The sequence below is a fragment of the Streptomyces sp. NBC_01381 genome, assembly GCF_026340305.1.
Taxonomy (GTDB): domain Bacteria; phylum Actinomycetota; class Actinomycetes; order Streptomycetales; family Streptomycetaceae; genus Streptomyces.
Window position 1 is genome coordinate 1,097,264 of sequence record NZ_JAPEPI010000001.1, and the last position, 16,340, is coordinate 1,113,603.

At 69.0% G+C, this 16,340-nt stretch carries 22 protein-coding genes; 18 read left to right on the plus strand and 4 right to left on the minus strand.

Annotation, left to right across the window (positions count from 1 at the left end; translation table 11 throughout):
* Window positions 1-233: 233 nt before the first annotated feature.
* From OG453_RS05300 to OG453_RS05330, 8 genes are all read left to right on the plus strand, one after another.
* Window positions 234-1,091 (plus strand): alpha/beta hydrolase, encoded by an 858-nt coding sequence (locus OG453_RS05300; protein ID WP_266864954.1) that lies wholly within the window; start codon window positions 234-236, stop codon window positions 1,089-1,091.
* A gap of 22 nt (window positions 1,092-1,113) precedes the next feature.
* Entirely contained in the window at window positions 1,114-1,368 is a 255-nt protein-coding gene (locus tag OG453_RS05305) for a MoaD/ThiS family protein (RefSeq protein ID WP_266864956.1), read from the plus strand.
* 8 nt (window positions 1,369-1,376) lie between these two features.
* A complete protein-coding gene (locus tag OG453_RS05310; protein WP_266864958.1) occupies window positions 1,377-2,519 on the plus strand; it encodes a hypothetical protein in 1,143 nt (380 codons plus the stop codon).
* Between the two features lie 127 nt (window positions 2,520-2,646).
* The gene (locus OG453_RS05315; RefSeq protein ID WP_266864960.1) at window positions 2,647-3,399 is read left to right on the plus strand and encodes a DUF2993 domain-containing protein; all 753 of its coding nucleotides are present in this window, start codon (window positions 2,647-2,649) and stop codon (window positions 3,397-3,399) included.
* 201 nt (window positions 3,400-3,600) lie between these two features.
* Window positions 3,601-3,681: an Ms5788A family Cys-rich leader peptide gene (locus OG453_RS45320; RefSeq protein ID WP_353962298.1), complete on the plus strand. Its 81-nt coding sequence runs from the start codon at window positions 3,601-3,603 to the stop codon at window positions 3,679-3,681.
* 156 nt (window positions 3,682-3,837) lie between these two features.
* The gene (locus OG453_RS05320; protein ID WP_266864962.1) at window positions 3,838-4,683 is read left to right on the plus strand and encodes a sulfurtransferase; all 846 of its coding nucleotides are present in this window, start codon (window positions 3,838-3,840) and stop codon (window positions 4,681-4,683) included.
* 47 nt (window positions 4,684-4,730) lie between these two features.
* Window positions 4,731-5,018, plus strand: coding sequence for a DUF1416 domain-containing protein (locus OG453_RS05325; RefSeq protein ID WP_160505842.1), 288 nt, complete (start codon window positions 4,731-4,733; stop codon window positions 5,016-5,018).
* 90 nt (window positions 5,019-5,108) lie between these two features.
* Window positions 5,109-5,372, plus strand: coding sequence for a DUF3099 domain-containing protein (locus OG453_RS05330; protein ID WP_266864965.1), 264 nt, complete (start codon window positions 5,109-5,111; stop codon window positions 5,370-5,372).
* Here OG453_RS05330 and OG453_RS05335 read toward each other — a convergent pair.
* Window positions 5,366-5,728, minus strand: a complete 363-nt coding sequence (locus tag OG453_RS05335; RefSeq protein WP_266864967.1) for a DsrE family protein — start codon at window positions 5,726-5,728, stop codon at window positions 5,366-5,368. The genes OG453_RS05330 and OG453_RS05335 overlap by 7 nt on opposite strands.
* 256 nt (window positions 5,729-5,984) lie before the next feature.
* Here OG453_RS05335 and OG453_RS05340 point away from each other — a divergent pair, with 256 nt between their 5' ends.
* The 3 genes from OG453_RS05340 to OG453_RS05350 are packed head-to-tail and all read left to right on the plus strand — an operon-like array spanning window position 5,985 to window position 8,008.
* A complete protein-coding gene (locus OG453_RS05340) occupies window positions 5,985-6,557 on the plus strand; it encodes an FABP family protein (protein WP_266864969.1) in 573 nt (190 codons plus the stop codon).
* A 16-nt stretch (window positions 6,558-6,573) separates the two neighbouring features.
* Complete coding sequence (locus tag OG453_RS05345) at window positions 6,574-7,008, plus strand: Fur family transcriptional regulator (protein WP_266864971.1); 435 nt, start codon at window positions 6,574-6,576, stop codon at window positions 7,006-7,008.
* A gap of 34 nt (window positions 7,009-7,042) precedes the next feature.
* Window positions 7,043-8,008, plus strand: coding sequence for a folate-binding protein YgfZ (locus OG453_RS05350; protein WP_266864973.1), 966 nt, complete (start codon window positions 7,043-7,045; stop codon window positions 8,006-8,008).
* Between the two features lie 20 nt (window positions 8,009-8,028).
* Here the strand turns inward: OG453_RS05350 and dtd are convergent, their stop codons facing one another.
* Window positions 8,029-8,454, minus strand: coding sequence for a D-aminoacyl-tRNA deacylase (gene dtd / locus OG453_RS05355; protein ID WP_266864975.1), 426 nt, complete (start codon window positions 8,452-8,454; stop codon window positions 8,029-8,031).
* A 180-nt stretch (window positions 8,455-8,634) separates the two neighbouring features.
* Here dtd and OG453_RS05360 point away from each other — a divergent pair, with 180 nt between their 5' ends.
* From OG453_RS05360 to OG453_RS05370, 3 genes are all read left to right on the plus strand, one after another.
* The gene (locus OG453_RS05360; protein WP_266864977.1) at window positions 8,635-9,264 is read left to right on the plus strand and encodes an aerial mycelium formation protein; all 630 of its coding nucleotides are present in this window, start codon (window positions 8,635-8,637) and stop codon (window positions 9,262-9,264) included.
* Window positions 9,265-9,325: 61 nt separating this feature from the next.
* A complete protein-coding gene (locus OG453_RS05365) occupies window positions 9,326-10,288 on the plus strand; it encodes an asparaginase (protein ID WP_266864979.1) in 963 nt (320 codons plus the stop codon).
* Window positions 10,289-10,474: 186 nt separating this feature from the next.
* Window positions 10,475-11,734, plus strand: coding sequence for a GNAT family N-acetyltransferase (locus OG453_RS05370; protein WP_266864981.1), 1,260 nt, complete (start codon window positions 10,475-10,477; stop codon window positions 11,732-11,734).
* Window positions 11,735-11,830: 96 nt separating this feature from the next.
* Here the strand turns inward: OG453_RS05370 and OG453_RS05375 are convergent, their stop codons facing one another.
* On the minus strand, window positions 11,831-12,016 hold the full coding sequence (locus OG453_RS05375; protein WP_266864983.1) for a hypothetical protein: 186 nt from the start codon (window positions 12,014-12,016) through the stop codon (window positions 11,831-11,833).
* A gap of 240 nt (window positions 12,017-12,256) precedes the next feature.
* Here OG453_RS05375 and OG453_RS05380 point away from each other — a divergent pair, with 240 nt between their 5' ends.
* Complete coding sequence (locus OG453_RS05380; RefSeq protein ID WP_266864985.1) at window positions 12,257-13,132, plus strand: FadR/GntR family transcriptional regulator; 876 nt, start codon at window positions 12,257-12,259, stop codon at window positions 13,130-13,132.
* An 11-nt stretch (window positions 13,133-13,143) separates the two neighbouring features.
* On the opposite strand, the gene OG453_RS05385 is transcribed toward OG453_RS05380, so the two are convergent.
* Window positions 13,144-13,332 carry a hypothetical protein gene (locus OG453_RS05385; protein ID WP_266864987.1) on the minus strand — a complete coding sequence of 63 codons (189 nt, stop codon included), beginning with the start codon at window positions 13,330-13,332 and terminating at the stop codon, window positions 13,144-13,146.
* A gap of 125 nt (window positions 13,333-13,457) precedes the next feature.
* On the opposite strand from OG453_RS05385, the gene OG453_RS05390 reads away from it, so the two are divergent.
* The 3 genes from OG453_RS05390 to OG453_RS05400 all read left to right on the plus strand — a co-directional run bounded on the left by OG453_RS05390 (window position 13,458) and on the right by OG453_RS05400 (window position 16,336).
* A complete protein-coding gene (locus tag OG453_RS05390) occupies window positions 13,458-14,351 on the plus strand; it encodes a winged helix-turn-helix domain-containing protein (RefSeq protein WP_266869715.1) in 894 nt (297 codons plus the stop codon).
* Entirely contained in the window at window positions 14,297-15,091 is a 795-nt protein-coding gene (locus OG453_RS05395) for an HAD family hydrolase (protein WP_266864989.1), read from the plus strand. The genes OG453_RS05390 and OG453_RS05395 overlap by 55 nt, the downstream gene beginning before the upstream one ends.
* A 117-nt stretch (window positions 15,092-15,208) precedes the next feature.
* Complete coding sequence (locus OG453_RS05400; protein ID WP_266864991.1) at window positions 15,209-16,336, plus strand: phosphotransferase family protein; 1,128 nt, start codon at window positions 15,209-15,211, stop codon at window positions 16,334-16,336.
* The last annotated feature ends 4 nt before the right edge of the window (window positions 16,337-16,340 follow it).

Below are 16,340 nucleotides of genomic sequence, written 5' to 3' on the forward strand. Positions count from 1 at the left end.
CGTGCACGGTTCGCTCGCCCATAACGTCGGTTCCTCCTCGGTCCCTGCGAGGACGTTTACGGCACTGCTTCGTACTGATTCCTGCGGCGGGGAGCCCGCGCCCTGGGCTTCCCACGTGCGGTTCCTCAGGCTTCGTAACGACCGATTCGCTCGTTCGTATACAAGGCCTCAGAAAGCACGAAAGGACCCGGGGGCTTCGCTGCCCGGATCCTCTGCCAAGGAGAATAGCCCACATGACTTCCGGTCCGGCAGGCCAAGCGGCGGGATCTTCTGTGCCGCCGATCACTCGCACTCCCTCCCGTGTTCAACGGCGCGCAACGCTCCGTACACGGGACGGCGTCGACATCGACGCCGCGTACGACCCCGGATCCGACCCGGCGTGCGACCTCGCGATCGTGCTCGCGCACGGCTTCACGGGCGACCTGGAGCGGCCCCACGTGCGCCGCGCGGCGGGCGTCTTCACGCAGCGTGCGGCCGTGATCACCTTCTCCTTCCGGGGGCACGGGGCGTCCGGCGGGCTCTCCACGGTCGGCGACCGCGAGGTGCTCGATCTGGCGGCCGCCGTGGAGTGGGCGCGGTCGCTCGGGCATGCGCGGGTGGTGACCGTGGGCTTCTCGATGGGCGGCTCGGTGGTCCTGCGGCACGCGGCGCTCAGCGGTTCCGCGCACGGGGGGCGCACGGAAGCGCGGGTTGACGCGGTGATCGCGGTGAGCGCGCCGGCCCGCTGGTACTACCGGGGGACCGCGCCGATGCGGCGGCTGCACTGGCTGGTGACGCGGCCGGTGGGGCGGGCTGTGGGGCGGCTCGGCCTGCGGACCCGTATCCACCCGGACGAGTGGGACCCGGTCCCGCTCTCGCCGGTCGAGTCGGTCCCGCGGATCGCGCCGACGCCGCTGCTCATCGTGCACGGGGACCGGGACCCGTACTTCCCCGTCGACCACCCGCGGATGCTGGCCGCTGCCGCGGAGGGCGGGGCGGAACTGTGGCTGGAGGCGGGCATGGGGCACGCCGAGCACGCGGCGGACGACGCGCTCCTCGGTCGGATCGCCGAGTGGGCCACGGCATCATGGACGTCGGCAACCGCCGACTGACCTATCGAGAGGAGAGCGCCGCATGGTGAACGGCACCATTCGTTACTGGGCCGCGGCCAAGGCGGCCGCGGGGATCGCCGAGGAGCCGTACGCGGCCGGGACGCTCGCCGAGGCGCTGGACGCGGCGCGGGAGCGGCACCCCGGGGAGCTCGTCCGTGTGCTGCAGCGATGCTCGTTCCTCGTCGACGGTGACCCCGTGGGGACCCGTGGGCATGAGACGGTACGGCTGGCCGAGGGCGGCACGGTCGAGGTGCTCCCGCCGTTCGCAGGAGGGTGAGGCGCGCTATGAGCGATCAGCCGTATCAGGGGTACGAGGGGTACGACCCCTATCAGCAGCAGGGGTATCCCCCTGAGCAGCAGTACCCGCCGGAACAGCAGCAGTACCCCCAGCAGGGGTACGCCCAGGACGCCTACACCCAGCAGTGGGAGGGGCAGACCTGGGACACGCAGATCCAGCCGTCCCCTGTGGCGGACGTGACGGACACGGCGTATCTGCCTCCGCAGGCTTACGGGCAGCCTCTGCCTCCGCAGGCCGCCGCGTCGTACGGCTCCCCTCCACCCGTCTATGCGGAACCCGGCAGTGGCCCCACTCGCCCTGCGGGACGCCTGCCCATGGACGAGGCAGCCGAATCGGATTCCTACGGACCCGCCACCACCACCGGCAACCCCCGTGTCACCGACGCCCAGCGCGCCCGTGCCGAAGGGCGTTCGCCGATCATTGAGCCCGGGATTCAGCCCGCGGGGATCACCGCCGTGCTCGGGCTGCTGCTCGCCGCTGGTGCCGCCGTCGGGCAGTACGCGCTGCTCGTACCGCTGGTCATCCTGCAGGCCGTCACCGCCGCCGGGTGGTTCCGGCTGAACGGGATGTGGCCCGCCCGGCAGGGCATCGCGCTCGCCTTCCTCGGCGGTGTCGTGGCCGACATCGCGCTGCTCGCCACCGGCAAGGAGAACGCGCCCGCCGCGATCCTGGGCACCCTGGGCGTCTGGGTGCTGCTCGTGCTGGTGCTGCAGCTGCGCAGCCGTGCCTCCGCCGACGAGCGGATGTACGGGCTCATGGCCACCGTCGCCTCCGCCGCGCTCGCGATCGTCGCGGCCGGGCACCTCGCGGCGGCGGACGACGCCGTGACGGTGGGTGCCATCGCCGTGGCCGTGGCCGTCCTGGCCCGCGCCCTTCCGCTGCCGACGGCCGCCTCCGTGGTCGTCGCGCTGCTCGCCGCCGCCGGGGCGGGCGTCGCCGTCGGCGGCATGACCGACTACGGCAGCAAGGGCGCCCTGCTCGGCATCGGCGCCGGTGTCTGCGCGCTGATCGGCCACCGGGTGGCCAGCTACGACTACCCGTCCCGCTTCGTGCACATGACGGCGGGCGTCGCCCTGCCGCTCGCGGCCGCCGCCCCGGCCGTCTACGTACTCGGCCGTGTCATCGGCTGAATCGGCGTACAACTGATCGTCACAGCTGATCGACAGGTCCCCGGCCGGGCTCTCCGGCCGGGGACCTGTCCTTTAGGCTCGCGGCAACGACAGTTGACCCGGGGGACAAGGTGGGGGAACACCGGACATGAGCAAGCGCGCAGTGCGAATACTTCTGATCGTCGTCGTGATCCTGGGCGGCCTGTTCGTGGGCGCCGACCGTCTCGCGGTGGGATTCGCCGAGGACGAGGTCGCGGACAAGCTGCGTACCAGCGAGGGACTCAGCGAGACGCCGGACGTCTCGATCAAGGGCTTCCCCTTCCTGACCCAGGTCGTCGGCGGCACGCTCGACGACGTCGAGATCGGCATCAAGGACTACGACGCCACCTCCGGCTCCGACAAGATCCGCATCGCCGATCTGAACGCCCGGATGCAGGGCGTCGAGTTCTCCGGCGACTACAGCTCCGCGACCGCCGAGAAGGCCACCGGAACGGCCCGTATCTCCTACGACGAGCTGCTCAAGGAGTCCCAGGGCGAGCCGGTCAAGCTGCCGCTCGGCGCCACCGGCAAGGTGGTCGGCCTCTCCGACGGCGGTGACGGCAAGATCAAGGTCGAGGTCGAGGTGAGCAAGGGCGGCGTGAAGCTGCCGAAGCCGGTGCATGTGCTGAGCTCGGTCCGGGTCGAGGACGACACCATCAAGGTGCACGCCGATGAGATCCCGAAGAACCTCGAGGTCATGGGTGTGACCATTCCGCTGCCCGAGGGGCTCGTCCGCGATGTCACGGACTTCGAGGAGAAGGTCGGCGGCCTTCCGGGCGGCATCAAGATCGACGAGGTGAAGGCCGCGCAGGACGGCGTGAACATCTCGGTCAAGGGCACGAACGTGAAGCTGTCCGGCTGACGCCGCGCGGGGCCGCGTACAGCGGCCGTTCCGCAGTACGAGACAGAGCCGTCCGCGCGATGGATGCGGCGGGGGTGAACACCGCCCCCGCTCTCGCGCGGGCGGCTTTTACGTTCAACGAATCCCAGTATGCGGATGATCGCGTCTCATCATCCGACACGCCGGTGACACGGCCGCCCCTGCGTACCTACGATCGGACGCATGCAACAACAGGCGGACCTCACGAAGCGGCGGGCAGTAGACCTGTGCCGCGTCGCCGCCATGCTCTGTCGCACCTTCTGAGCGGGAGCTCCGACTCCCGCATCCCCCAGGCCCGTTGACCCCCGTCAGGGCCACCCCGTGCCGTGTACGCCGCGCCACCGCGTGATCACCGCCCGTACCGGCAACCCCTCGCACAGCACCGCAGCCCCGCCGCAACTGCCCCGGAGGAGAAGAAGTATGAGCCGCAGCGACGTCCTGGTAGACGCCGACTGGGTCGAGGCCCACATCGACGACCCGAAGGTTGTCATCGTCGAGGTCGACGAAGACACCTCCGCGTACGACAAGAACCACATCAAGAACGCGGTCCGCATCGACTGGACCACCGACCTCCAGGACCCGGTCCGCCGCGACTTCGTCGACCAGGAGGGCTTCGAGAAGCTCCTCTCGGCCAAGGGCATCGCGAACGACACGACCGTCGTCCTCTACGGCGGCAACAACAACTGGTTCGCGTCCTACGCCTTCTGGTACTTCAAGCTCTACGGCCACCAGGACGTGAAGCTCCTCGACGGCGGCCGCAAGAAGTGGGAGCTCGACTCCCGCGACCTGGTCGACGGCGACCAGGTGCCGCAGCTCGCGGCCACCTCGTACAAGGCCAAGCCCCAGGACACCTCGATCCGCGCCTTCCGCGACGACGTCGTGAACGCGATCGGCTCGCAGAACCTGGTCGACGTCCGTTCGCCCGACGAGTTCAGCGGCAAGCTGCTCGCCCCGGCGCACCTTCCGCAGGAGCAGTCGCAGCGTCCGGGCCACGTCCCGTCCGCGCGCAACATCCCGTGGTCGAAGAACGCCAAGGACGACGGCACCTTCAAGTCGGACGACGAGCTCAAGGAGCTGTACGCCGACGAGCAGGTCGACCTGGCCAAGGACACCATCGCGTACTGCCGCATCGGTGAGCGCTCGGCGCTCACCTGGTTCGTGCTGCACGAGCTCCTCGGCGTCGAGAACGTCAAGAACTACGACGGCTCGTGGACCGAGTACGGCTCCCTCGTCGGCGTCCCGATCGAGCTCGGCGCCAACAAGTAACCCTCCCGAACCGCAGCCAGCAGTAGTGAGCAGTTAGGACAACGCATATGTGTGGAGCGAAGGCAGGCGGCCCCGACGCCTCGACGATCAAGCCCGGCGAGACCACCATCCAGGGCCAGGTGACCCGCGACGGCGAGCCCGTCAGCGGCTACGTCCGCCTGCTCGACTCGACCGGCGAGTTCACGGCCGAGGTCCCCACCTCGGCGACCGGCCAGTTCCGCTTCTACGCGGCCGAGGGCACGTGGACGCTGCGCGCCCTCATCCCGGGCGGCACGGCCGACCGCACGGTCGTCGCCCAGACGGGCGGCCTCGCCGAGGTCGCCATCGCGGTCTGACGACAGCGGATCACTGACGGCTGAAGGGCCGCACCCCAGGGGTTGGACGCCACTGGAACGGGGTGCGGCCCTTCGGCTTACGCTGGACGTATGTACGCGCGAAGGCGGCACGCCTACTTCGCCATGATGGGCACGTGCATCGCCCTCTTCGTCCTGGCGTGGGGCGTCGTACGGCTCTGGTCCATCCCGGTCGCCGTCGGGATGTGTGTGGTGGCGATGGTGATCCCGCCGGTTGCCGCGATGGTCGCCAACCGCCGCGGTCCCGAGGACCGCTGGTGGGACGACCCCTCGGGGGACTCGAAGTCCGACGAGTGGTGGGACGAGCTCGACGGGAAGCGCCGACCCCGTCAGTAGACGAGGGCCTGCGTGCCGTCCGTCATGGCCTCCTGCACAAAGACCTGCGCGCCCGCGATCCGCACTCCTTCGAGTACGTCCTTCTCCGTGATCTCGCGGCGGGCGGCGCACTGCGTGCAGAGCGTGATCTGGCCGGCGGCGAGGATCGACGCGATCAGGTCCGGCAGCGGCGCCGCGTGCGGAAGCTCGAACTCCGCGGCGCGACCCGGCAGCGCGAACCAGGACGACTCGCCGGTCAGCCAGAGCGAGACCTCCACCCCGCTGGCCACGGCCACGGCCGCCACCGTGAACGCCTGCGAGCAGCGCTCGGGGGCATCGGCCCCCGCGGTCACCTTGATCACGAGCTTCTTCGCCATGGCCGCATCGTAAGGCCACCTCGCCGGGAGAGTCCGGCCGCTCCCTACTAGAGTGGGAGCGGCTCTGATACCTGCCCCGATAGCTCACCTAGGAGCACCCCGTGCTTGAGGCCTTCTTCTCCGCCCTGCTGGTTCTGGTCTGCGTCGGCGTGATCGCCTTCGCCGGTCTCACCTTGAAGAAGCTGTACCAGGGTCAGCGCTGAGCCCGTACGCCCTTCTCCACCCGTACGCCGTCTAGAGAACGCCTGAGCCTCCCATGATCGAGATTCCGTCCGACCTGCACCCCGACCTCGTTCCCCTCGTCTGGCTCCTCGGCAACTGGGCCGGGGCGGGCGTCACCGACTTCCCCGGCGCCGAGAAGGCGAACTTCGGCCAGGAAGTCTCCTTCAGCCATGACGGGCGCGACTTCATCGAGTACCGCTCGAACACCTGGGTCCTCGACGCCGAGGGCAACAAGGTCAAGCCGCTGGAGTCCGAGACGGGCTACTGGCGCGTCGACAAGGACCGCAAGGTCGAGGTCGTGATGGTCCGCGACAGCGGCGTCGTGGAGATCTGGTACGGCGAGCTCGCCGACCAGAAGCCGCAGATCGACCTGGTCACGGACGCCGTCGCGCGCACCGCGTCGTCCGGCCCGTACACCGGTGGCAAGCGGCTCTACGGCTATGTGAAGAGCGACCTGATGTGGGTCGGCGAGAAGCAGACCCCCGAGGTTCCGCTGCGGCCGTACATGTCGGCGCAGCTGAAGAAGGTCGTCTCGCCCGAGGAGGTCGCCGAGATGGCCCGCGGCCTGGGTGATCTGCCCGACGACGGCATCGCTTTCTTCAAGTAGGCCTACACTCCGAGGTGTGGTGAGCACCGACTGGAAGAGCGATCTGCGGCAGCGCGGCTACCGGCTGACTCCGCAGCGCCAGCTTGTCCTCGAGGCCGTCGACACCCTTGAGCACGCGACCCCCGACGACATCCTCGGCGAAGTGCGGAAGACGGCGTCGGGGATCAACATTTCCACGGTGTACCGGACCCTGGAGCTCCTGGAGGAGCTAGGCCTGGTCAGCCACGCGCACCTGGGGCACGGGGCGCCGACGTACCACCTGGCGGACCGCCACCACCACATCCACCTGGTCTGCCGGGACTGCACGAACGTCATCGAGGCCGATGTCTCCGTCACGGCGGAGTTCACCGCGAAACTGCGGGACACGTTCGGCTTCGACACGGATCTGAAGCACTTCGCGATCTTCGGGCGCTGCGAGAACTGTTCGGCCAAGGGACAGACCAAGGAATAAGCGCGCGGCCTACCGGGTCGTAGTGTTGGTGAACATGAAGAGCCCCCTCCTGTCCCTGCCCGGCGCCGTCCCCGCCGAGGGCGTGGACGAAGGCGTCGCCGCCCACTACGGCGATCTGTTCCGTGAGCAGCGCGCCCTCGCCGACGGCACCGGTCTCGTGGACCTCTCGCACCGCGGCGTCGTCACCGTCTCCGGACCCGACCGGCTGAGCTGGCTGCATCTGCTGCTCACCCAGCATGTGAGCGAGCTGCCCGCCGGAACGGCCACCGAGGCGCTGATCCTCTCCGCGAACGGCCACATCGAGCACCACCTCGCCCTCGTCGACGACGGCGAGACGGTGTGGGCGCACGTCGAGCCCGGCACGCAGGACGCGCTGGTCGCGTACCTGGAGAGCATGAAGTTCTACAACCGGGTCGAAGTCGCCGACCGCACCGACGAGTTCGCGGTCGTGCACCTGCCCGCCGGTTCCATCGCGCCGGTCCCGGACGGCGTCGTCGTACGCGAGATGCCGCACGGCAGGGACCTGTTCCTGCCGCGTACGTCCCTTGAGTCGTACGCCGACGAGAACGGCCCGGCGATCGGCATCCTCGCCCACGAGGCACTGCGCGTGGAGGCGCACCGGCCGCGGCTCGGCTTCGAGACCGACCACCGCACGATCCCGCACGAGCTGGGCTGGATCGGCTCCGCGGTGCATCTGCAGAAGGGCTGCTACCGCGGCCAGGAGACGGTCGCCCGCGTCCAGAACCTGGGCAAGCCGCCGCGCCGCCTGGTCTTCCTGCACCTGGACGGCAGCGAGGTGCATCTGCCGGTGGCCGGCACGGAGCTGCGCCTCGCGTCCGAGGGCGATGAGGGCCGCAAGCTGGGCTTCATCACGACGGCCGTACGCCACCACGAGCTGGGCCCGATCGCGCTCGGGCTCATCAAGCGGAACGTACCGGTGGACGCGGAGCTGATCGCCGGCACGACGGCCGCGGCGCAGGAGGTCGTGGTCGAGCCGTAGGAGATCGGGTGGGTGGGCCGTCACATCTCCAGCAGCACGGTGAACGGCCCGTCGTTCGTCAGAGACACCCGCATCTGGGCGCCGAAGCGTCCCGTCGCCACGGTCGCGCCCAGCGCCCGCAGCTGGGCGACGACCTCGTCGACCAGGGGCTCGGCGACATCGCCGGGCGCCGCCGCGTTCCAGGTGGGCCTGCGGCCCTTGCGGGCGTCGCCGTACAGCGTGAACTGGCTGATGACAAGCAGCGGCGCGTCGATGTCCGAGCAGGACTTCTCGTCCGTCAGCATCCGAACGGACCAGAGTTTGCGGGCCAGTTGGGCCGCCTTCTCCTTGGTGTCCTCGTGGGTGACCCCCACGAGGACACAGAGCCCCTCGCCCTTGATCTCGCCGACGGTCTCGCCCTCGACGACGACGCTCGCCCCGTCCACCCTCTGCACCACAGCACGCATACGGACCATCATGCCGTGCCGTCCCCGTGCCCCGTACGGCGGCGACGCCTCGCTCCAAGGCGTGCACCTGAACCCCCCATCTGGGGCCGATTGGGGGCACTCGCTCACATAGCGGCCACCCGGGGTGGCACGATGCTCACACGCGGTGTACCGCGCCGGTCGAGGGGACGGTAGAGCCACATGAGCACACCAAGTACGGGGCAGCCGCCCGGACCTGTGTCGCTGACCCGCATGAGCGCCGCACGACGTACGAACGTGCCGCGTCCGCCCACGCAGCGCACGGGCAGCCCGGTGCTGCCCGATCAGGTGGAGCGCGATCTGTCCACGCTGCTCCTGCGCGAACTGCGCGAGGTGCGCCGTGACGCGCAGCGGAACGAGGCGGATCTCAGTTACGTACGCCGTCTGCTGCAGGGACGGATCGACATTCTGCGGGCGGAGGCGGCCCGGCGCGGGGACCCGCGGGCGGCGGCCGCGCAGGGGCGGGTCGGTCCTGTCGTCGACCGGCTGCACGAGATCCTGCGGGACGCCCCGGCCCGGCACCGCTCGTCGGCCCGCCATGTGACGCTCGGCACCCCGCACAGCGCGGAGTACGGCCTGCTTGCCACGGAGATGCTCGCCGAGGTCGAGCTCTCCGACCTGGAGGCCCGTACGGACGACGAGCTGCACACCGCCATGGGGCGCCTGGTCCGCTACGAACAGCAGGTTTCCCACCGCCGCCAGGAGCTGCAGCACACGGCGGACGATTGCAGTGCGGAGATCGCCCGCAGGTACCGTGAAGGCGAAGCACAAGTAGACGATCTGCTCTCGTGACCCGGTGATCCCGGCTTCCGTGGGCGGCCGTCACGCCACCTCCGCCCCGGAAGGCCGAAACATGACCTCCACCGCTGCCCCCCTCATACCTCCGGTCCTCGCCGAGGTCGTACGATCCGGCTTCGTCGAGGGCCGCCACAGGGGAAGCCTGGTGCTGCTCGCGGCGGACGGCGGCGTGGAACTGGCCATGGGGGACGTGACGGCGCCGGTCTTCCCGCGTTCGGCGAACAAGCCGATGCAGGCCGCGGCGATTCTGCGGGCGGGGCTCGGCCTCTCCGGCGAGCGCCTCGCGCTGGCCGCGGCCAGCCACTCCGGGGAGGGCTTCCACCGGGATCTCGTCCAGAAGATGCTGGCGGAGCACGGTCTGACGGCCGCGGACCTGCAGTGCCCGCCGGACCTGCCGCTCGACCCGGTCGAGGCCGAGACATATCTGGCAGCGGGTGCCGTTCGTGACCGGGTCACGATGAACTGCTCGGGCAAGCACGCGGCGATGCTGGCGGTCTGCGAGCTGAACGGCTGGGACGCCGATTCGTACCTCGACCCGGAGCATCCGCTCCAGCGGCTGATCCTGACGGTCGTCGAGGAGGCGGCGGGGGAGCAGGTCGCCGCCGTCGGCACGGACGGCTGCGGGGCGCCCCTGATGGCGATATCCCTCACCGGCCTCGCCCGCGCCTTCCGCCACTTCGTCCTGGCCCCCGAGGGCAGCGCCGAGCGCCGGGTCGCGGACGCGATGCGGGCCCATCCCGAGTACGTCGCAGGGACGCGCCGCCCCGACACCTGGCTCATGCGGGAGCTGCCGGGCACCCTCTCCAAGATGGGCGCCGAGGCCGTCCAGGCCCTCGCCCTGCCGGACGGCCGCGCACTCGCCTTCAAGGTGGACGACGGCGGGCTGCGGGCGCTGGGGCCGGTCCTTGCGCGGGCGCTGAGCCTGGCCGGGGTGGAGGCGGATGTGCTCGCCCGGGTGGGGCGGGTGCCGCTGCTTGGCGGGGCCGCGGAGGTGGGGGAGATCCGGGCGGCGTTCTAGCGCCCCCGAAGGGGCGCAGGGCTGACATGTGAGGCTCGGCCGCGTGGGCGTGACCAGCCACGACGGACGCGCGGCCGATGGAGAGTCCTAGCGCCCCGAAGGGGCGCGGGGAACTGCGCGACCAGCCACGACCGACCCGCGGCCGGAGAAGAATCCGGATGCGACCCAGACGGCCCCCGGCCTAGCGTGAACTCCATGAGCGACATCACCGTCAGGCCCATCGCAGATGACGAGCTCACGGAGTGGATCCGCGCCTGCAACGCCGGCTTCCTCCGCCCCTTGGCGAAGGTCTCCGACGAGGTGGTCGCCAACCGCAGGGCGAGCATCGACTACGCCCGCACCCTCGGCGCCTTCGACGGCGACCGCATCGTTGCCACCTTCAGGTCGTTCGCGCAGCAGCTCACCGCGCCCGGCGGCACCCCCGTCCCCGCCGACGCCGTCTCGAACGTCACCGTCTCTCCGACACACCGCCGCCGCGGCCTGCTCAACCGCATGATGTCCGCCGACCTCGCCGCGGCGAACGAGCGCGGTGACGTCGTCGCCACGCTCATCTCCGCCGAGTACCCGATCTACGGGCGCTACGGCTTCGGGCCCGCCACGGTCGCCACCGAGTGGACCATCGACGTACCGCGGGCCGGTCTCGACGCCCGCGGGCCCGGCCCGGACGACGGCGCCCGTATCGACCTCGTGGACGGCGGCGACGTACGCAAGGAAGGTCCCGCACTGCACGACCGGCTGCGGGCCCGCACGCAGGGTGTCGTCGACCGCGACGAGCGCTGGTGGCTGCAGAACACCGGGCAGCTGATCACCCCCGAGAACCCGTGGACCGAGCCCTTCTACGCCCTCTACCGCGCACCGTCCGGCGAGGTCGAGGGCCTGGTCGCGTACAAGACGGACGACGAGTGGACCGACGCGAGCCAGCCGCGGAACACGCTGACCGTGCTCGGCCTGATCGCCGTCACGCCCGACGCCGAGCGCGCCCTGTGGCGCTACCTCTGCTCGATCGACTGGGTCACCACGGTCAAGACGGACAACCGGGCCCCCGACGACCTGCTCCCGCTGTTCCTGCCGGACCCGCGCGCCGCCCGGCTCAGCAGGCAGACGGACTGGCTGTGGGTGCGGATCCTGGATGTCGTACGGGCGCTGGAATCGCGTACGTACGGGACGTCGGGGTCTCTGGTGCTCGAGATCGCCGACCCCGCGGGTTTCGCTGCCGGCCGCTATCGGCTCGACGCGACGCCGGACGGGGCGGTGTGTGCGCCGACCGCGGACCCGGCCGAACTGTCCCTCGGTGTCGGTGAGTTGGGGACGCTGTGGCTCGGTGACGAGTCCGCGGTGCGGCTGGCCGGGGCGGGGCGGGTGACTCAGGAGCGGGCGGGCGCGGCCGCTGCCGCCGACTCACTGTTCCGTACACCCAGGCGCCCGTGGTGCCCGGACATCTTCTGATTTCTTCGACCGACTTCTTCGACCGACTTCTTCGCGTTGAGCGACTGACCGGACTCCCGGCTCCCCTCCGGATGGGAGCCCGGTCAGCCCGTCTGATCAGCCCGACTGGGCAAGCAGCAGGACGAGGAGCACGGCCCCGGCCCCGCTGATCTTGGTGTTCTTGGCTTTGATGCCCACGGTCAGCAGGACGAAGGCGACGATGCCCAACGGTCCGTACTTCCACTGGATGAGCTGCTCGAATCCAATGGCGAGGGCGGCTATGACGATGGCGATGAGCGGCATGACGTTCCCCCTTTCGGGACCGGGCGGGGACCCGGTCCCATCCGGCTGGTAGCCATCCGACGGCCAACGGCTGGTGGCCAACCCTGGAGGGTCTTGCCAGGTTGCCTAAGTTGGCTACCAACTTCATCTGAGTTATCTCCGCGATGGCTCGACTCATAACCACCTTCCGAGCAACTCCCCAAAGATGGCGCGAAGTTGTACTGTTTGGTTGTGAGCCCGGAACATGCCCCCGTCAATGGGATGAAGAGGCCGCACACGTCGCACCGCGACGTGGCCGACGAGTTGCGCGAACGGATCAGGTCCGGTGCGCTGCGGCCGGGCCAACGCATGCCCACCCAGGCGGAGTTGGCCGACGAGTTCGGTGTGGAGCGAGGCGTCGTACGCGAGGCGCTGCGCATCCTCCAGGGCGAGAACCTGCTGGCGAACGTGTCCAAGGGCAGCCCGGCGACGGTCGCCGACACCCGTGGCCGCGCGCTCTCCGGGCCCGGCGGGGTCAGGCCGCAGCCCACCATGGTCGGGCTCGCGCCGCGCATAGCCGCCGCGTTCGAGGCCCCGCACGTAGAGATCGACGCCCTTTGCCTGACCTCCATCTCGCTCACGATGGCGATCGGGGAACCCCTCCGTCAGATTCACGCCGGACAGCGGAAACCGGCCAAGGTCAGCGTCCGGGTGCTGCTGCCGAGCCGCAGCATCGACCTCGCCTTCCCGGCGCCGGTGGACAGCTGTGACGACGAGGGCGGCCAGGTGCACCGCCGCTGGCTCGACCAGCGCAACGCGCAGGGGCAGGTGCTTCGCCACAACCTCCTCGCGCTGCGCACCTCGCACGGCATCGACGTGGACGTCTCGTTCCGCGCCCTCCCCTTCACACCGCCGGTGAAGCTGTACCTGCTCAACGGCTCGGAGGCGCTCTTCGCGTACTACACCCTCATCAAGCAGAGCGAGGAGATCGACCACGAGCACCTGGAGATGTACGACGCCCAGGGCGCGCAGTCGATGCTCTTCCCTTTCCAGCAGGGTGACGGGCTGCGGGACACGACGTTCGTGGAGCAGTCGCATCTGTGGTTCGACGCGTTGTGGAGGACGATCAGCCAGGATCTGGAGCTGGCGCGGGGCTGAGTCCGCTCCCCTCAGATTGCGGGGCCGGTCATCATCAGCGCGAGGACGACGGCGCCGATGGAACTGCAGGTGGGGCTCTTCGCCTTGATGCCAACGGTGAGCAGCAGCAGTCCGACGATGCCCATGGGCCCGTACTGCCACTGCACGAACTGCTCGAAGGTGACGGCGAACACGGCTGCGAGGAGGGCTATGACGGTCATGGTGGTTCCCCCTTCTGCCATCTTGAGTAAGTTGGCAACCAACTTCACTTAAGTTGTCCCCACTTGGTCCCATGCCATAAACAACTTCAAGACAACTGCCGTGAGATGGCGGGGAGTTGTATCGTCTGGTCGTGACCCAGGAGAACGTTGCAGTGAACGGCAGTAGAAAGCTCTCTCCCCAGGACATCGCCGACGCCCTCCGTGACCGCATCCGCTCCGGCGCCCTCAAACCGGGCGACCGTCTTCCCACGCAGGCGGTGCTCGCGGAGGAGTTCGGCGTGGAACGGGGCACGGTGCGGCAGGCGTTGAAGACGCTGCAGGGGGACGGGCTGCTCGCGAACGTGAGCAAGGGGAGTCCGCCGAGGGTGGCTGCGGCGCCGCCCCCGACGACGACAGCAGGCGTGGAGCCACAGGCTTCGATGGTTGCGCTCGCGCCGCGGCTCGCGGAGGCGTTCTCGGACCCTCACGTCCACATCGACGTGGTCTCGTACACAGCGGAGACGCTGATGATCGCGCTCGGTGAGCCGGTCCGCCTCATCCACGAGGGCCGCATCCGCCCCGAGTCGATCTCCGTACGCATCCTGTTGCCCAGCAGCGACATCGACCTCGCCTTTCCCAAGCCGATCGAGGGTGAGGACAAGGGCGGCAGGGTCCACCAACGCTGGCTGACCCAGCGAAATGCTCAAGGGCAGGTGTTGCGCCACAACCTGCGCGCACTGCGCTCGTCGCACGGGATCGACGTAGAAGTCACCTTCCGTGCACTGCCGTTCACTACGCCCGTCAAGCTGTATCTCCTGAACGGGCGGGAGGCTCTGCTCGCCTACTACACGGTTGAGCGCAGCACGCTGGACGTCGACAGCACCGAGGTGGAGGCGTATGACGCGGGCGGGCTCGCATCTCCCCTCTTCTCCTTCGAGAAGGGGGCGACCCAGCGGGACACGGCATTCGTGGAAGAGTCCCAGAAATGGTTCGACGCCCTCTGGGCAACCATCTCGACGGACCTGACACTCTCTTGGTGACTCCTGATACGACGCAGACTGAGCGGATGGCAGAAGAGACCGAGAAACTTCGAGAACTGATCACTCCCGCCCGTTTCGTGCTCTTCGACTTCGACGGGCCCATCTGCCGGCTCTTCGCCGGGCATTCGGCGGAGCGGGTCGCGATGGGCCTGGTGCTTGGGCTCAAGAAACGGGGTCTACGGGGGCTGCTGCCGGAGGAGGTATGGGAGGAGGAGGACCCGATGGCCGTGATGCACGCCGTCGCGGCCCAGCATCCCGGTAGTGACCTCATCGAAGAGGTCGAGGGGCAGCTTACCCAGGAGGAGATGAAGGCGACGGCCACCGCGTGGCCCACACCGTACGCCGACCCGGTGATCCAGACCTGGGTCAATGTCGGAGCCCGGCTCGCGATCACCACGAACAACAACGCCGGCGCCGTGGTCGCCTATCTCTCCTCTCGCAATCTCGAACACTGTTTCGCCCCGCACATTTACGGCCGCACCCAGGACCTCGATCTCCTCAAACCGAACCCCTATTGCCTCAACCGTGCCCTGAGTGCGATGGGAGCGGATCCGTCGGCAGCGCTGATGATCGGAGATGCCCCTTCGGACTACGAAGCGGCGGTGCGGGCCGGAGTCAAATTCCTGGGCTACGCGCGTAACGATCGGAAGGAAGGGCTGCTGCGCGGCGCGGGGGTCAAACGCGAGCACATCGTGAACTCGCTCGAACCCGTCCTGACGCTGCTTCGGGGGCGGGGCTGAACTGCCCTGCTCAGGAACACGCAGTAACGAACGGTCAGGCTTGCTCTCCACACCGCCCTTGTCCACATCGTGACAACGGGCAGGAACGGTTCCCTGGAGGCGATACCGTGTGCGCTCATGTCGTCACCTCTGCATCGCAGAGCCCAGCAGGCGCTGGTCTGTCGCCTCGTCGCATCGCGCGAAGCCATGATCCGGCGCCTCGCGGCCTCGCACCGGGAGCGGCCCAATGGCGAGGTGGTGACCGGTCACCACAACAGTAACTACATCGTGCCGCTCGGCTGGTGGCTGGCCCTGTTCCTTGGAACGATGCCGTTCCGGGCGCGGGCCAAGTGCCGTACACCGCTGCAAGCAGTGGAGGTGGTTCCACGCATTTGGCCAAGCGAAGCCGAAATCCTGAAGGTGGTGACGCGGCATCTCAAGGAAGTTCCTCGGTGCCTGGTGGATTTCGGAGATTGGTCGATACACGCCTACATGGCGGGTAGGCCGCTGTCTGAGGCGGTGCCCGATGGGCCTGTCGGCGAGAAGATCCTTGAGGCCTTCGCCGACTTCTTTGCCCGTAAGGCGCGGGTGCCGGAGAGTGAGCTTCCCGCCAGGCCTGACGGCTGGCCCGAACCGGGCGACAGCCAGGGATTTCTCGAGTGGCTGGTCGATTTCACCGAGGGGCGGGTGCACCGCCCCAACCGGGGGCGGTTCGACATGCTCTTCGAAGAGGTGGGCATTCGGCCTGACGCCATGACGAAGTTCACGGTGGGGAGGCCGAAGCTGACGCCACGCCCCTTCTGCTTGTTGCACACCGACGTACACCGCGCCAATGTCGTCGTCGACCTCAAGCGAATTGCCGTCATCGACTGGGAGTTGGCCCTGTTCGGCGACCCCCTCCACGACCTCGCCACCCATCTCGTACGGATGGATTACAGCAAGGACGAGCAGGTGAGGATGAGGGAGCTCTGGGTCGATGCGATGGAGGGTTCGGGTCACAGTTCCATGGCAGTGGGCCTCGACACCGATCTCCCCGTGTATCTGGACTTCGAGTACGCCCAGTCCGTTTTTCCCGACATCATGCGAGCGTCGATCTCCCTGCCTGCCGCCCCGGACGTCAGCGAGTACGCGGGCGCGGCACGGCAGGTGTGCAGGGCGCTGCGCCGCGCGGTCGAGCCCCTGGCCCTGGAGAAGGTGCCGGACAAACGCCATGTGGTGGCGGCGCTGCGGGCCTGGCACTCGAGATGGTACGGCCGCTCTTCCTGACGGA

Excerpts from the sequence above, each read along its gene's own strand:
- OG453_RS05320 (WP_266864962.1), top strand. The coding sequence starts at position 3,838 with ATGAGCCGCAGCGACGTCCTGGTAGACGCCGACTGGGTCGAGGCCCAC.
- OG453_RS05340 (WP_266864969.1), top strand. The coding sequence starts at position 5,985 with ATGATCGAGATTCCGTCCGACCTGCACCCCGACCTCGTTCCCCTCGTC.
- OG453_RS05310 (WP_266864958.1), top strand. The coding sequence starts at position 1,377 with ATGAGCGATCAGCCGTATCAGGGGTACGAGGGGTACGACCCCTATCAG.
- OG453_RS05335 (WP_266864967.1), bottom strand. The coding sequence starts at position 5,728 with ATGGCGAAGAAGCTCGTGATCAAGGTGACCGCGGGGGCCGATGCCCCC.
- OG453_RS05365 (WP_266864979.1), top strand. The coding sequence starts at position 9,326 with ATGACCTCCACCGCTGCCCCCCTCATACCTCCGGTCCTCGCCGAGGTC.
- OG453_RS05300 (WP_266864954.1), top strand. The coding sequence starts at position 234 with ATGACTTCCGGTCCGGCAGGCCAAGCGGCGGGATCTTCTGTGCCGCCG.
- OG453_RS05385 (WP_266864987.1), bottom strand. The coding sequence starts at position 13,332 with ATGACCGTCATAGCCCTCCTCGCAGCCGTGTTCGCCGTCACCTTCGAG.
- dtd (WP_266864975.1), bottom strand. The coding sequence starts at position 8,454 with ATGCGTGCTGTGGTGCAGAGGGTGGACGGGGCGAGCGTCGTCGTCGAG.
- OG453_RS45320 (WP_353962298.1), top strand. The coding sequence starts at position 3,601 with ATGCAACAACAGGCGGACCTCACGAAGCGGCGGGCAGTAGACCTGTGC.
- OG453_RS05395 (WP_266864989.1), top strand. The coding sequence starts at position 14,297 with ATGGTTCGACGCCCTCTGGGCAACCATCTCGACGGACCTGACACTCTC.
- OG453_RS05380 (WP_266864985.1), top strand. The coding sequence starts at position 12,257 with ATGAAGAGGCCGCACACGTCGCACCGCGACGTGGCCGACGAGTTGCGC.
- OG453_RS05360 (WP_266864977.1), top strand. The coding sequence starts at position 8,635 with ATGAGCACACCAAGTACGGGGCAGCCGCCCGGACCTGTGTCGCTGACC.
- OG453_RS05305 (WP_266864956.1), top strand. The coding sequence starts at position 1,114 with ATGGTGAACGGCACCATTCGTTACTGGGCCGCGGCCAAGGCGGCCGCG.
- OG453_RS05325 (WP_160505842.1), top strand. The coding sequence starts at position 4,731 with ATGTGTGGAGCGAAGGCAGGCGGCCCCGACGCCTCGACGATCAAGCCC.
- OG453_RS05330 (WP_266864965.1), top strand. The coding sequence starts at position 5,109 with ATGTACGCGCGAAGGCGGCACGCCTACTTCGCCATGATGGGCACGTGC.
- OG453_RS05315 (WP_266864960.1), top strand. The coding sequence starts at position 2,647 with ATGAGCAAGCGCGCAGTGCGAATACTTCTGATCGTCGTCGTGATCCTG.
- OG453_RS05350 (WP_266864973.1), top strand. The coding sequence starts at position 7,043 with ATGAAGAGCCCCCTCCTGTCCCTGCCCGGCGCCGTCCCCGCCGAGGGC.
- OG453_RS05400 (WP_266864991.1), top strand. The coding sequence starts at position 15,209 with ATGTCGTCACCTCTGCATCGCAGAGCCCAGCAGGCGCTGGTCTGTCGC.
- OG453_RS05375 (WP_266864983.1), bottom strand. The coding sequence starts at position 12,016 with ATGCCGCTCATCGCCATCGTCATAGCCGCCCTCGCCATTGGATTCGAG.